This is a genomic window from Koromonas soli, from assembly GCF_059726265.1.
This window is the reverse complement of the sequence record NZ_AP040872.1, coordinates 2,880,027-2,895,263: the sequence shown is the minus strand read 5'-3', so window position 1 is coordinate 2,895,263 and position 15,237 is coordinate 2,880,027. Positions and strand designations below refer to the sequence as shown.

The 15,237-nt window shown below is 55.4% G+C and carries 10 protein-coding genes and 1 tRNA gene; 8 read left to right on the top strand and 3 right to left on the bottom strand.

What is annotated here, in order from left to right:
- Positions 1–312 precede the first annotated feature (312 nt).
- The 6 genes from AC6IY8_RS12720 to AC6IY8_RS12695 all read left to right on the top strand — a co-directional run bounded on the left by AC6IY8_RS12720 (position 313) and on the right by AC6IY8_RS12695 (position 6,683).
- Positions 313–879, top strand: a complete 567-nt coding sequence (locus AC6IY8_RS12720; RefSeq protein ID WP_497774871.1) for a glycosyltransferase family 4 protein — start codon at positions 313–315, stop codon at positions 877–879.
- 52 nt (positions 880–931) lie between these two features.
- Positions 932–2,056 (top strand): glycosyltransferase family 4 protein, encoded by a 1,125-nt coding sequence (locus tag AC6IY8_RS12715; protein WP_497774869.1) that lies wholly within the window; start codon positions 932–934, stop codon positions 2,054–2,056.
- On the top strand, positions 2,056–2,712 hold the full coding sequence (locus AC6IY8_RS12710; RefSeq protein ID WP_497774868.1) for a sugar transferase: 657 nt from the start codon (positions 2,056–2,058) through the stop codon (positions 2,710–2,712). The genes AC6IY8_RS12715 and AC6IY8_RS12710 overlap by 1 nt, the downstream gene beginning before the upstream one ends.
- Before the next feature lie 12 nt (positions 2,713–2,724).
- On the top strand, positions 2,725–3,378 hold the full coding sequence (locus AC6IY8_RS12705) for an LbetaH domain-containing protein (RefSeq protein ID WP_497774867.1): 654 nt from the start codon (positions 2,725–2,727) through the stop codon (positions 3,376–3,378).
- A gap of 86 nt (positions 3,379–3,464) precedes the next feature.
- Positions 3,465–4,694 carry a DegT/DnrJ/EryC1/StrS family aminotransferase gene (locus AC6IY8_RS12700; RefSeq protein ID WP_497774866.1) on the top strand — a complete coding sequence of 410 codons (1,230 nt, stop codon included), beginning with the start codon at positions 3,465–3,467 and terminating at the stop codon, positions 4,692–4,694.
- An 84-nt stretch (positions 4,695–4,778) separates the two neighbouring features.
- Positions 4,779–6,683, top strand: a complete 1,905-nt coding sequence (locus AC6IY8_RS12695) for a polysaccharide biosynthesis protein (protein ID WP_497774864.1) — start codon at positions 4,779–4,781, stop codon at positions 6,681–6,683.
- A gap of 205 nt (positions 6,684–6,888) precedes the next feature.
- Here the strand turns inward: AC6IY8_RS12695 and AC6IY8_RS12690 are convergent.
- Together AC6IY8_RS12690 and AC6IY8_RS12685 are read right to left on the bottom strand one after the other, a co-directional pair.
- Positions 6,889–6,964, bottom strand: a tRNA-Lys gene (locus tag AC6IY8_RS12690).
- A 244-nt stretch (positions 6,965–7,208) separates the two neighbouring features.
- The gene (locus AC6IY8_RS12685) at positions 7,209–8,240 is read right to left on the bottom strand and encodes a radical SAM protein (protein WP_497774863.1); all 1,032 of its coding nucleotides are present in this window, start codon (positions 8,238–8,240) and stop codon (positions 7,209–7,211) included.
- Between the two features lie 205 nt (positions 8,241–8,445).
- Here AC6IY8_RS12685 and AC6IY8_RS12680 point away from each other — a divergent pair, with 205 nt between their 5' ends.
- Together AC6IY8_RS12680 and malQ are read left to right on the top strand one after the other, a co-directional pair.
- Positions 8,446–10,410, top strand: a complete 1,965-nt coding sequence (locus tag AC6IY8_RS12680) for a peptidyl-prolyl cis-trans isomerase (RefSeq protein WP_497774862.1) — start codon at positions 8,446–8,448, stop codon at positions 10,408–10,410.
- 128 nt (positions 10,411–10,538) lie between these two features.
- Positions 10,539–12,080, top strand: a complete 1,542-nt coding sequence (malQ, locus tag AC6IY8_RS12675; RefSeq protein ID WP_497774861.1) for a 4-alpha-glucanotransferase — start codon at positions 10,539–10,541, stop codon at positions 12,078–12,080.
- Here malQ and treY read toward each other — a convergent pair.
- Positions 12,030–15,008, bottom strand: a complete 2,979-nt coding sequence (treY, locus tag AC6IY8_RS12670; protein ID WP_497774860.1) for a malto-oligosyltrehalose synthase — start codon at positions 15,006–15,008, stop codon at positions 12,030–12,032. The genes malQ and treY overlap by 51 nt on opposite strands.
- Positions 15,009–15,237: the final 229 nt, after the last annotated feature.

Sequence of the window (15,237 nt, the reverse complement as noted above, 5' to 3'; positions counted from 1 at the left end):
GGCACGGTGCTGCACCGTGAACTGCACAAGCGCAAGTATCCCTTCGCCTTAGAGGTACTCGGGGATCCTTGGGATACATTTCAACCGGGCGCGGTGCGGCATACGCTGCGTCCTGTATTCCGACGCTTGTTAAGGAACACTCTTCGACGCCAGTGTGTCGCAGCCTGCGCTGTTTGCTATGTCACGCGGTCTTATCTGCAAAAACGATATCCCTGTAAAGGATTTTCGACTGGTGTCTCGGACGTGGTGTTGCCCGCAAACTCTCTTGCTCTCGCTCCTCGAACGTACACAAGGTCCGCAAGAAGGACAATCGTGAACGTCGCCGCATTCGCAGGATACAAAGGGCACGACATCCTTGTGGATGCGATGCAGATATGTAGTTCACGGGGATTCGATTTTGACCTGGTTCTTGTCGGGGATGGGCCCGTTCGGACTGCTACCGAGCAGAGAGCGATTCGAAAGAATGTTCGCGACCGCATCCGCTTCGCTGGACATGTGCAGGGCAGAGCTGCACTCACTCAGGAGCTTGACGGTGCGGACTTGTTTGTCATGCCCTCATTTCAGGAAGGCCTGCCGCGAGCGATGGTCGAGGCGATGGGCCGTGCCCTTCCATGCATCGCGACCGATGTTGGCGGCATTCCTGAACTACTGGATCGGCAATACCTTTGCCCAGTCGGCAATGCTGAGGCTCTGGCGGCGAAGATCCAGCAGATTATCGATGATGCAGAGCGCTTATCTATTATGTCGCGCCAGAATCTGGAGAAGGCGCATGAGTACGAAGAGGCCGCACTCGCAGGGAAGCGATTGGCGTTTTACCGAATGGTACGTTGTGAAACCGAAAGAGCACTGACCTGGAGATCTGGATTGCAAGGCAAGTAGTTAAGCAAGCGTGTGTGGCAAGGCCAGAACAGACTAAAAGAGTTGAAACTGTATGCCAAGACTTCTCATCGCCGCTACCGTTCACACGACGATCTGGTCGTTTCTGCTGCCTTTCGGCAGACACTACCGGAGCAAGGGGTGGCGTGTGGACGCGCTTGCCTCCGGAATTTCCGGCGGCGAAGAGTGGGTGGGAGCCTTTGATAAGACGTGGAATGTAGATTGGTCGCGCAATCCCGCGAACATTGTCGGCATACTGTCCTCAATGAAACAAGTTCGATCCATCGTGGCCGAAAATGACTACGATATCGTACACGTTCACACTCCGATTGCCGGGTTCGTATTACGCGCCGCTTTACGGAATCATCGCAGGCGCCCCAAGATCGTCTATACGGCGCACGGCTTTCATTTCCATGGTGGCCGCTCTCGCATTCAAAACTTGCCTTACCTCGCACTTGAAAAGTTCGCCGGGAACTGGACAGATCTCCTCATTACCATCAATCGCGAGGACTTCGAAGCCGCCAGAATGCTTAATCTCGTCTCTACCAGTCAAATTCATCTGGTCCCTGGCATTGGTCTCAACATCCCGCAGTTCGCGCAAAGCGCAAATCCGGAACAGCATGAGAGCCTTCGAGACGAAATGTGCTTGGACGGCGGCACGGGTACCATCTTTCTGCAAATTGCCGAATTCAATGCGAACAAGCGGCACTCTGACGTCCTCCGTGCATTCGCTGCGTGCCGCGCACGCGCTACGCTCCTTTTGGTCGGTGTTGGAAATCTACTCGAGCCGATGCGAGCCTTAGCGACAAAGTTAGGCATCGCAAAGCGAGTCCGTTTCTTGGGTTATCGAAAAGATATCCCTGCGCTGTTGCGCCTGGCAGACGTGGTTGTTCTGGCGTCGCTGCGCGAGGGACTTCCGCGATGCATTCTGGAATCCATGGCTGCGGGTAAGCCAGTGATCGGCTCTGACATACGAGGGACACGCGATCTTTTGCGGCATGGATGTGGTTTGTTGTACCCAGCGGGAAACATCGATGATCTCGCGAATGCGATGACCAGGCTTGCCGAAGATAGTGATTTGCGGGTTCAACTCGGAGAAGTCGGTCGCAGGGCAGCATCACGATACGACATTCAGAACGTTCTCAGCTATCACGACAACATCTACAACGGACTTCTATAGTGAGCAGAGACTTAGGGAAATCTCGGCATTGCGGCTGGCGCAAGCTGGTAAAGTCCACATTGGACCGCACCATTGCCGCCATCCTGCTCGCAATGTTCTCCCCAGTGTGGGCTGCTTCGGCTCTCGCGATCCGCTTGATGCTAGGCCGCCCGATTCTTTTCCGGCAGCTACGTCCGGGCCTCCATGGGATTCCGTTCACGATTTATAAGTTCCGAACCATGCGAGAGATCAGAAACTCAGACGGAGTGCTGCTTGGCGATGCACAGCGACTAACGGCGCTGGGAAGATTGTTGCGGTCATTCAGCATCGATGAGTTACCGCAACTCTGGAATGTTTTGCGTGGCGACATGAGCCTTGTTGGGCCACGTCCGTTGCTGATGCAGTACCTCACACGTTATTCGCCGGAGCAGGCCCGCCGCCATGAGGTAGTACCCGGCATCACTGGATGGGCTCAGGTGTGCGGACGTAACGCAATTAGTTGGGAAGAGAAATTCAGGATGGATGTGTGGTACGTCGACAATTGGAATCTCTGCCTGGACATTCTCATTTTAAGCAAGACGCTCGGAATGGTCGTGACCCGCAAGGGAATCTCGCAACCTGGAAGTGTGACCGCCGAAGAATTCCCTGGCGACACCTCGTTTACGCGAGAGGCATGAGGAAGGGAAATTATGAGAAGCATCGCAATCATTGGCGCGGGTGGATGTGCACGCGAAATACGCTGGCTGTTGTCGGAGATAGGCACCCATCCCGGAGCCCAGGAGAGGTTCGAATTCGCTGGCTACATCGTTAGTGATCGGAACCGATTAGGCCCGAGGGACAGTCCGGTTCTGGGTGACTACAACTGGCTTAAGCGCAATAGCGTGGACGCACTGGCAATTGGAATAGGAACACCCGCAGCCAGACGAGACGTCGCGCAGCAACTGAAGGCCGAATTCCCCGAACTTGACTATCCGGTGCTGATGCATCCTTCGGTTCACTTTGACCGCGAAACCTGCTGTGTTGAAGAAGGCGCAATCATCTGCTCGGGAGTCGTCGGTACTGTCAATCTCGTCGTCGAAGCTTTCGCCCTGGTTGGACATTTGTGCACGCTAGGGCACGAGGCGAAGATCGGGCAGGGAAGCGTGCTCAATCCATCTGTAAACGTCTCCGGCGGGGTTGAGATTGGAAGAGGTGCGTTGATCGGTACTGGATCTCAAATCTTGCAGTACCTCAGCATTGGCGATAACGCCACAGTGGGTGCTGGTTCCGTGGTCACGCGCAATGTCGAACCGAATGCAACTGTGATTGGAGTACCCGCGAGGCCTCTCTATGTGCAGAAGTGAAGCCTAGCTGAGCAGCGTGGAGCGGTTGCTGCGTGCAGCCGGGAGTAGTGCTCCAGCAGAATCATGCGAGAGAAAAGGATGATGGAATGAGTATCGCGACGAAAAATACCGCACTGCCGTTTGGGCCTTGGCCGTTCTTCTCGCAGGACGAAGTTGAAGCCGCTGTTCGTGTACTCCAGTCAGGAAACGTGAACTATTGGACTGGCCAGGAAGGGCGTCAGTTCGAGAAGGAATTCGCAGACTACGTAAGATGCCGGTACGCCATCGCTGTAGCGAATGGCACCGTAGCCCTGGAATGCGCATTGCGTGCATTGGACATCAAAGCCGGGGATGAAGTGATTACCACCAGTCGCACTTTCATCGCGTCTGCTAGTTGCGCTGTGATGCTGGGCGCTCGTCCGGTGTTTGCGGATGTGAGCAGAGAAAGTCAGAACATCTACGCGGAAAGCATACGAAAGGCGCTCACCCCGCGCACGAAAGCGATCATAGCCGTACATCTTGCAGGGTGGCCTTGCGAGATGGATGAAATCATGCAATTAGCGCGCGAACGAAACCTGAAAGTAGTGGAGGATTGCGCGCAGGCTCACGGCGCCACTTACAAAGGCCGCCCCGTAGGATCCATCGGCGACGTTGCTGCGTTCTCGTTTTGCCAAGACAAGATCATGACCACCGCTGGTGAGGGCGGCATGGTCACCACCAATGACGTAAACGTGTGGAACGCCGCATGGTCCTTCAAAGATCATGGCAAGAGCTACGACGCAGTTTACAACCGTGATCACGCTCCCGGCTTTCGCTGGCTGCATCAATCCTTTGGAACGAACTGGCGATTATCGGAGGTGCAATCTGCAGTTGGAAGGATTGCTCTCGGTAAGCTTCCTGGCTGGCTCGCGACGCGCCGAAGATTCTCGCGCACTCTGGCCGAACGCTTCCAAGCACTCCCGGCATTACGGGTAACCACTCCTCCCGAGTACGTCGAGCACGCCTTTTATAAGTTCTATGTATTCATCAGGCCAGAGCTTTTAAGAGCAGGTTGGACTCGCGACCGTATTATCGAGGGCATTAATGCCATCGGAATTCCGTGCTTCAGCGGAACATGCAGTGAAATCTACTTGGAAAAGGCTTTTCCGGCTGAGTGGCGGCCGACGCAGCCTCTCCCCTGCGCGCGTGAACTCGGGCAGACCAGCATGATGTTCCTTGTCCACCCGACATTGTCGCAGGAGCAAATCGAAGCGACCTGCTCGGCGGTAGAAACTGTTGTCTCTGAGGCCACGCGAAACTCGATGTTTTCAGTTGCTCACGGCTTCGCCAGACCCTAATGGATGGCTCTTAATGGTTGATTGGCACACGTTTTTCTATGCGGCGGCTACGGTTGTATTCGTACCGGTTGTAAGGAGTTGGCAGTGTTCCTAAAGTTGCGCACTTATCTGATCGTCTTTCTGCAACTCATGCTGATCGTTTGTTCTGTCGCGGTCGCATGGCTTCTTCGGTTCGATTTCAAACTGCCGCATCTTACGGTATTAATTTCTGCGATACCTATTCTCATTCTGTATCGATTCAGCGCCATGGCGCGATTCAGTTTGTTTCATGGCTACTGGCGTTATACAGGAATCAATGATGCTGTAGATGTCACGAAAGCAGCTATCACAGGAACATTGGCTTTTTTCATCGTAGAGCGCTGGGTATTGGGTCAAGAGTCGTTTCCGCTTTCCGTCTACATCCTTGAACTGATCCTCACCACAGGCACGCTATGTGGGGTGCGGATGATGTCGCGGACCGTGCTCCAGTCAGTGACCAACCATTCTCGCAAGTTCAATCCCAAAAGGGTGATTGTAATCGGCGCTGGTTGCGCCGCCTCAATGCTGATTTCAGAGTTACGCAGAAATGGGTATACCGTGAGTGCCTTAGTGGACGACAATCCATCCAAGGCAGGCGTTATGTTGCACGGAGTACGTGTAGAAGGCACAGTTGACGATCTGCCCTCTATCGCGGAACGCCGCAATCCAGACGAACTCTTGATTGCGATACCAACCGCAACGCGCGAGCAAATGCGTCGCATTTCCGCGAGCTGCCACAAAACCGGCTTGCCGTTCCGCAGGATCCCCAGTTTAGCCGACCTGATCAATGGCAGGGTAAGCCCGGATCAGCTGCGAGAGGTAAGACTCGAGGACCTGCTCGGCAGAACTCCAGTTACTTTCGATCTCGATTCAGTACGCAAAGCGATTGCCGGAAAGGTTGTTATGGTAACTGGGGCAGCTGGCTCAATCGGCGCCGAACTGTGTCATCAGCTTCTACACTACTTGCCCGCAAAGCTCGTTTGCGTGGACCAGGCGGAAACTCCACTTTTCTACCTGCAACAGTCTATTGCGTCCTCGAAAGTGGAGACACGGTTCGTTATTGCCGACATTACAGATGGCTCACGCATGCGCAGCATCATTGAACAAGACGGTGTTCGCATCATCTTTCATGCGGCCGCGTATAAGCACGTGCCGCTGGTCGAAGACAACGTGCAAGAAGCGATACGAAACAACGTATTCGGATTACTCCTTCTGCTGGAGATCGCAGACGAGTGCGGCTGTGAAGAGTTTCTGCTGATCTCGTCGGATAAAGCGGTGAATCCGACTAGCCTGATGGGTTGTACTAAACGCCTCGGAGAACTCATCGTCGCAGCTAGGCCGTCCAAGTTCATGCGGTCCTGTTCGGTGCGATTTGGCAATGTACTAGGTTCTCAGGGGAGCGTCGTGCCAATCTTTACAGAACAGATTCGCACCACAGGTCGCGTCACCATCACACATCCGGAGATCAGCCGATATTTCATGACGATTCCCGAAGCCGTGTCTCTTGTGCTCCAGACGTTTGAAGTCGGAGAGCACGGAGACCTGCTTGTTCTTGACATGGGAGAACCGATCCGCATTCTTGATTTGGCAAAGACCCTAATCGAGCTATCTGGTAAACCAGACGAAACCATTGAAATTGTATTTACCGGACTTCGTCCTGGAGAGAAACTTTACGAGGAATTGTTCTACGGCGATGAAGCGCGTCTTGAGACTACAAATTCCAAAGTCATGCGCGCACGCGGAACAATCACGAGCTGGCCGCAACTGCTCCTCCAGCTTCAGCAGTTGAGATTACTCGTGGAATCTGGTTCTGAGTTCTCAATTCGTAGCAAGGTTCATGAAATAGTCCCAGAATATGTGTTCGAAACTGGTGAACCGATCACAGAACAGCCGGTTACTCCTCCAGAGATGAGCTTAAAGTATAGAACGCCTCGCGCGTACGCAGCTGCTTGCGGCGTGGCTGAGGTATGAGCTTTCAGCGTTCAATGGAGGGTAGAAGACACACTCACGTCAAGGGAAGAGAAGCAGAACTGCAGGTGAGAGCCGCCCAGCCTCGCACGACCAAGTCACTGCATCTGGCCGAATGCGGAAGGCTCACCGGTATCAGCAAACTTCGCCACTGACACAAGTAGTAGGCTCGCTCCAAGTAGAGTATGACATGGCGGTGATGAAAAGGTGGTGAGCGCGGAAGGAATCGAACCTTCAACCTACTGATTAAGAGTCAGTTGCTCTGCCAATTGAGCTACGCGCCCTTCTGGAATGTTGCAGCGGACCGAACGAGTGAGGTTGCGTTGGACCGACTTGTACAGCGTTACTGATTGGCTCAGGAACGTTTTTGATATTAGCAAACGTGTTTAGATCGTGCAACGCGTTCGCAAGTACTAGCTGTGGAAAGATGCTGCTTTTTTGATCCACAGCGTGAACAGCCAAAACTCTCACGCCAGCTTTTCAGCAGCTATGGGTTCAAGTCTGCCTTTACCAGATACTCTCCGTCGGCTAGTCGCTCTGAATCTGAATCAGCTCACCCACGTCGCTGGATCGCGGCTGCGGCTGTAAGGTCTGGGGTGCTCTCCAGAAATCGATGTAGCTCACCTGATGAACGCAGCTGACTGTGCAGTTCGGCGCGCAGCCTTTGGCAGTGCGGAACTCGCGTTGCACGTCGGCCTTGGTGTACTGCATTAAGGGAACGCCGGGATAACCGCGCTGTTGCGAGCAGTAATGCACTAGGCCGTCTTCGCAGATGTATATATAACGTGCTCCTGCGCGACAACGCCAGTCATTGGGTTTTCCGTTCGCAATGTTGTTCTGGAACCAATTGAACCGCGAATAATTGCGGCGCGTGAGGTTGTGCATCTTGAAGAACACTTCACGTTCGTCGCCGTTCAGCGGACGCAACTGACCATCTCCGTCGTGGATGATCCCGATGGTCGATGTAAAACCAAGTTGGCGCGCTCTACGACCTACTACAAGTGCATCGTGTGGATTGTGAATGCCGCCACCAACGACGCTGTTGATGTTCACGTGAAATTCAGCGTGCTCGCTCAGCAATTGCAGCTTCTTGTCCAGAACCTTCAGGCTTTTCTTCGAGACGTCGTCCGGCATCACGTTGTCGATCGAGATCTGCATGTGATCGAGTCCCGCTTTGTTGAGTCGCTCGATGCGCTCGGCGGTCAGCAAATAGCCATTGGTGATCATGCCGGCGATCATGCCGTTCTTACGGATGCGGCGGATGATGTCGTCGAGATCAGGATGCAAGATGGGTTCGCCGCCGCTGATGGTGACGATCGAGGTGCCGAGACGGGCCAGTTGATCGAGGCGCTGGTACATAGTCTCAAGCGGAACAGGCTTGCTGGTCGCGTCGAATTCGTTGCAGTACGCGCAGGCGAGATTGCATCGCCGCATGGGGATGATGTGCGCCATCACAACGTGGTTGGTATCCACTAATCCATGGGCGATCATGCCCAACTCACGCAGGCGCCGTTTCGCGGCTATCAAGTTACGACGAAACCCCTGTTTCTTCTGGGACATAGGTCAATTTCATTACACCACGCGTTCCCGCTCACAGGCAAAGTCGTGCACGTTAGAAGGGGCAATTCAGGCATCGAAGCGCAACCTTGCTCATTGGGCGGTAACTCCGGGGTTGATTTGTTCTGTTTATAAGAGATGCGGACCGATGCAACCTGCTGGTTTATAATCTGTATTCGCCCTTCAAATATCCGGAGCCAGTTGGAAGATGATTCGATTCCTACAAACAAAAGGCCGCGTTCAAAGAGTGCTTCTCGTCGGCTTCCTCTCCATCGTCTGCATCATGATGGTTGTCACCCTTGTCCCTGGCGGTATCCTCAACGACGTTAGTGGCCGCGGAGTTAGCGCAAATTCGGTCGCCAAAGTTGACGGCCAGGATGTCACCATTCAGGAAGTTGACCAGGTAGCGCGCAATATCATGCAACAGCGCCACTTCCCTGAGCAGTTCAAGCCGTACATCATGCCCCAGGCCGTCGATGCGGTCGTGTTGCAGAAGATCTACCTGCGCGAGGCAAAGCGGCTGAAGCTTGAAGCCACCGACGACGATCTGCGCTATGAGATGCAGCACGGCGGCCTGTCGCAGGCTCTTTATCCTAATGGAAACTTCATCGGTGCTGACCAGTATCGCGATCTGATCGCCTCGCAGTTCAACATGAGCGTGCCTCAGTTTGAACAGGAGCTACGCAATCAGCTGACGATGCGGAAAGTACGTTCGGTCATCGGCGCAGGCGTGTTCGTTTCGAATTCTGAAGTGCACGATGCCTTCTTGAGATTCAAGACCAAGGTTAAGTTCGATTATGCGGTGTTGAGCATATCCGATCTCGAAAAGTCGGTCAAAGTTGATGATGCTGAACTTCATGCCTTCTACGAGAAGAATCAGCAGCAGTTTGCGAATCTGATCCCCGAGCAGCGCAGGTTCAAGTACGTTGTGGTGGACGCATCGCGCCTGCCCAATCCGGCGAAGCCATCGAATGACGAGCTGCAAGGCTATTATCGCCAGCACTCTTCCGATTTCCGCGTTCCTGAGTCAGTGAAAGTTCGCCACATCCTTGTTAAGTTGCCGCTGCCCGGACCCAATGGTCAGGTGGATGCGAAGCAGGCCGAGGCCGCCAAGGCGAAGGCGCAGGATGTGCTGAATCAGCTGAAGAAGGGCGCTGACTTCGCGGCGCTCGCAAAGAAGTACTCGGACGACACGGCGACTGCCAACCAGGGCGGTTCCGTGGGGCAGTTGATTCAGGGCTCTGGCACTGCGCCGGAAATCGAGAAGGTCGCCTTCGGCTTGAATAAAGGGCAGACCTCCGACCTCATCACCACGACCTATGGTTACGAAATCATTCGCGTAGATGACAAGGTTACGGCCCACGCGCGTTCGTTTGACGAAGTGCGCTCGGAAATTGAGCCGGTCGTCGCAGCACAGAAGAACCAGAAGGCAGCCGAGCAACTGGCTCGCACGGTTGAGAACCAGGCCAAGTCGGGCGGCCTCGATAAGGCTGCCGCGAGCAATGGTCTGCAGGTTCAGGAGACAGGTTACGTTACTCGCAACGACGCTGTGCCCGCGATCGGTGCCGCTCCGCAGTTCATGGATGCGGTGTTCGGTCTGAAGCCCAACGCTCCGGCTACGGCGGTTCCTCTTCCGAAGGGAACGGCTGTAGTTCAGGTTACTGAAGTGAAGCCGCCCGCTACGCCGAGCTTCGATCAGGTAAAGGATCGCATCTCGGCGCAGTTGAAATCGCAGAAGGCCCAGGCAATGCTCGGACAGAAGATGCAGGAGCTCAGCGATAAGGCTCATGCCAGCCACAATCTGCGCGAGGCTGCCAAGGCAGTTGGTGCCACGGTAAAGACCAGTGATCTGGTTGCTCCTGACGGTCAGGTGCCCGATATTGGTTCGGTATCGTCGTCGGCTCCGCAGGTATTCGAAATGAAGCCAGGAGACATCAGCCAGGCGATCAATCTTGGTCAGAAGGGCATTGTCGTCGCGCTGCTCGAAAAGCAGCAGCCCTCGGACGCTGAATTTGATTCCATCAAAGATCGCATCAAGGCCTCGCTGCTCGAACGCAAGCGTGCTGAAGCGGAAGAAGTCTTCGTTTCCGCATTGCGCGACCGTCTCGAAAAGGAAGGGCGCATCGTGATCGACAAGAAGAAGATGGAACAGATCAGCACACTCAAGGATTAAAACCAACTACACTTATGCAAACTGTGGGGAGGGGCGACTCTCCCCCCTTTTATGTTTGGACCGCGTACTCTGTCTGCGCATCCTACTAAACGAAACTTCAGCTGCTGAATTTCAAGACTCTGGAACCCATGCTCGACAAGAGAAGCTCTGGCATCCTACTGCACCCCACATCTTTCCCCTCGCACGGCGGCATCGGCGACCTCGGTCCGGCGGCATACGAGTTTGTCGATTTCCTTGCCTCCGCGCATCAGGGCCTCTGGCAGATACTGCCGCTGAACCCTGTGGGCATTGGAAATTCGCCTTATTCGTCCACGTCGGCCTTCGCCGGCAACGTGCTGCTCATCAGCCTCGAGCGCCTCGCCGAGCGGGGATACACCTCCCACGAGCGTGTTCGCTCGCTTTCGAAGCCCGAAGGCCGTGTTGATTATCTAAAGGTGATCGAACAAAAGGTGCCGTTGCTGCAGGAAGCTGCGGCAAGTTTTCTGCGCAATGCGACTGGCGAACACCGCGCCCGTTTCGATCGCTTCGTCGCCGAGAACTCGTGGTGGCTTGAGGACTATGTGTTGTTCGACGCACTCCGCTTGCGTCACCAGCAGCGGAGCTGGAACACATGGCCGTACGAGCTCGCCCACCGCGACCCGCAGGCAATCGCAGGCATCCGCGAAGAGCTGCGTGACGAACTCGATCGCGCTCGTTTCTTGCAGTTCGCGTTTTTCGAACAGTGGCGCGCATTACATGCTCACTGCCGCCGCAAAGGCGTAAAAGTCATTGGCGATGTTGCAATTTTCGTTAGCTACGATTCCGCCGATGTATGGACTCATCCCGAGATCTTCCAGCTCAATGCCGAGACGCTTGAGCCCGAGTGCGTTGCCGGCGTTCCACCGGACGCATTCTCCGAAACGGGACAGCGGTGGGGTAATCCGCTTTATCGCTGGTGGGAGTTGAAACAGGGAGGCTACGACTGGTGGGTGCAGCGCATGCGCTGGGCGCTGCAGAGCTGCGACATCATTCGTCTCGACCACTTCCGCGGGTTCCAGCAGTATTGGGAAATTCCAAACAACGAGCCCACCGCCGTTCATGGCCGATGGGTAGATGGCCCAAGCGACGATCTATTCCGAGAACTGCGCGAACAACTTGGCGATCTGCCATTTATTGCCGAAGACCTGGGCATGATCACGCCCGATGTGTACGCTCTTCGCGACCGCCTGCAAATGCCCGGCATGCGAGTGCTGCAATTTGGGTTTGGCGATCCCGGCGCACATATTTACCTGCCGCATCGTTACGCTCCCAACACGGTTGCTTACACCGGAACTCACGACAACGACACCACGCTGGGCTGGTGGAAGAGCTGCTCGGAAAACGAACGCAGATTTGCATCCTCGCTGCTCGGAGAATCGAGTGATGGTGTCAACTGGGCCATGATTCGCCTGGCGCAAAGCTCCACGGCCAATCTGTGCGTGGTTCCTCTGCAGGATGTTCTCAGCCTCGGAACTGAGGCTCGCATGAACGTCCCCAGCCAGGGAAACGGCAACTGGTCATGGCGCTATTCGAGTGGTGCTTTGAAGCAGGAGCTGGCGCAGAAGCTCTCGACGCTTGCCGAGGTTACAGACCGGCGTCCGCTAGTTGACCAGCAGAGCCACTGGGAAGCTGGCGAGGATTTTGCTGCATAGAATTGCGCCGTCTTCAACCGTTACTTTCTCGCCTGTGAGCACGTTTACCAGCTCGCGGCCATTGAACTCCTGGGGAACGCACACTCTTGTGTTTCCCCAGTCTTCAGCGGTCACGAGCCTGGGCTCTCCGCTCAGCATGGTGAACGTCAGCCGCGGAACGGCAACCAATGCGAGGTTCTGCTTGTGATTTCTCGCAAAGGAGACTACGTGCTCGCGGCGCGTCCCTTCGGTCGTTAAGCCAATGTAGTCGCCGTGCCGGAACAGTTCATCGCTCTGGCATCGCTGGCGCAAAATGCGGTGAGTGGTCCACAGCTTCAGCCTGCCGTCAGTCCAGTTGTCGATCATCTCCCGGATCAGTTGCGGCCCGGCGATTCCATTCTCCAGTTCGTCAAGACGTTTCTGAATTGCATCGAAATTTACCGGTCGCCGGTTATCAGGATCGACCAGGCTGAAATCGAACAATTCCTGACCCTGGTAGATGTCGGGAACACCCGGCGACGTTAATTTCAGTGCAGTCTGTGAGAGCGAGTTCATCACCCCGAACCACGCCAGCCGCGGAATGAATTCGCGCATCAATCGCAGGAAGTTATTAGGCTTCGCCTCGGTGCCAGGTGTCAGGATGCGCTCGATGAAGGTGCGTAGCGCATCCGTGTAATCCTGGTTCGGATTGATCCAGCTCAGATTGATCTTTCCTTCGTGGACGGCCTTTTCCATGTATTGCTGAATGCGACTGATGTAGGTCGCTTTCTCCTCGCCGCTCAGGCCCCAGTCGCCCGGCGTGAACGACGCTTTCCTCGGCATCGGCCACGTTCCTGCCAGCGTTTGATACAGGAAATATTCCTCGTTGTTATCAGGCACGATCTGGCCGCCTTCAATCGTCTTGCGCTTTGCGCGATTGATTCGCCGCCAGCGCATGACTTGTGCGGCCCACGGACGCGGCATCTCGCTGAGCACGTCCAGACGCATCCGCACGTCTTCGCTTCGCTTGGTGTCGTGCGTTGAGGTGGTAAGCAGCGCGTGCGGCCACACCGATGCACGCTCCCGGTTGCCGCGATGGAAATCCTGGACGCTCACCCCAAAAGAGCCTGGATTGCCCCCAACCTCATTGACGGAGATGAAGCGGTTGTAAACGTAGCAGACCGTGTCCTCCAGACCCTTGGCCATCACCGGCCCTGTCAGTTGCTGGAATTTCAACGAGAAATACAGTTGCTTGCGATAGCCGTGGATGGGTGTGCCACCGCTGTCCTCGCGCAATAGCAGAATGTCCTGCAGGAACTCGAACACTTGCGGCGCCATGGAGCCGTTCATTCGTTTCGCGCGATTGATTGCTTCTGCAATGAACCCGCGGTCGCGCTCGCTGATGTTGCCGCGTTCATCGACATAGGTGCGATACACGGGGAAGCAGGCAATGGTTTCTCGGATTGCATCGCGCAGCACCTTGCGCGTGAAGTCGCGTGCCCGCCGATTTGTCGAGCTGATCTCGTCAAGCATATGGCTCAGCACGTTGACCTCGCTCGAGAGCGCCGTCAGCATCACAAGCTTCTTCGCCTGGTAGATCAGCCGATTAAGGCTCAGCGTTTCGCCAATCAGACGGTGGTACAGGTTTGTAAAGCTCTTTCGATTGCGCGCATCGATGAAGATTCCGTTCACCGCGTTGGCGAACTCGTATCCTACGGTGCCACTTACCGGCCATTCACGCGGCAGCGACTCTCCGGGTTCGAGGATCTTCTCGACTACGACATAGAACGGTTCCTGCCCTGGTTTTATCGTGAACTGCCCAAAAGCATTCTGAACACTGATCTCGATTCCGTTCTCGGCCAGCTCTCCGACGGGCGTTGCGCCATAGAGCTTCGCCGCCGCAAACAGCATCTGCAGACGCATGAAATATTGCGGCGGGTTAAACATTCCATCCGGATGGTCAATCCGCAGCCCAATCACCGCATCTTCCGCCAGCAGTCGCCGAATCAGCTTTTGCGTCGCAGCGAATACCTGCGGGTCCTCCATTCGCAGCCCGATAAGATCATTCACATCGAAAAACCGACGATAGTTGATCTCTTCCGCTGAGACCCGCCAGTGCGCGAGACGATACACCTGGGCTTCCAGCAATTCATGCAGCGCGTCAAAGCTGTGTGGATCTCCCGGCTTGCCGTTGATGCGCTCCACCGCCGCCTTTACAAAATCACGCACCGGCTGCGAGCGCTCGACAAGGTCCTCAAAACGTCGCAGCAGGTATGGCATCTCGCGCTGGCGTCTCGCCGTGCGCTCTGGCTCAGGAATGCTGTGTGGAGGCAGCTCTCCAAATGCTGCCAGTAAGGCCAGTAGCTCGCGCCCCGTGTCCTCCGGCTGCCGCAGCTCTCCCATGCTGCGGAAAATCAGTGGAATCGTTTGCGGATCGATCGGCAGAACCTTGTCGTAGTAATGGATTGCAAAGCTTCCGTTGCCGTACACCAGGCAAATCCGACCGGCCTCAAGTTCCTCACCGTACTGGTTCCCAAGCACCGGGAGCAGCACCTTGTTGCGCAGCTCCGGCTTCAGGGGATTCCAGTCGATGTCGAAGAAGTTCGCATATTCAGAAGCGCGGCCATTCTCGAGCACATCGCGCCACCACAAATTCGCCCCGTAGCCGACCCCCATGTGGTTCGGCACCACATCCAGCAGCAGACTCATCCCGTTGTCGCGAAGCTCCGCCAGCATCTGCTGCAGTTCTTCTTCCGTGCCGATCTCGGGATTGATTCGATTGTGGTCTGTGATGTCGTAACCGTGCATGCTGCCGGCGCGTGCGGCCAATATCGGCGAGGCGTATAGCGTGGTGACTCCGAGGCGGTGCAGATAGGGAATCAGGCGAATTGCGTCCACGAATCGGAAGCTGTGATTGAACTGGAGACGATAGGCAGACCCCGGCCGGATACCTCGCTGGCCTTCTGCCACTTGCCGCAGGAACTCCAAAGTATCATTCGCCGTTTCAGAGGAGGGAAGTGTCTGTAAGCGCATCTTGAGGCCGTTCGGAGTTCGCGAAACTTGCATCCGATTCGATTAGATGCGGCGACTGCGCTGGTGTGTGTTGCTGCGTCCGCGAACCCCCTTTGACGAACTCGCTGCGAACGCAGACAATACTGGTTTGCTGCGCTTTCGAAATTCAAAGCACAACCAACTTTTC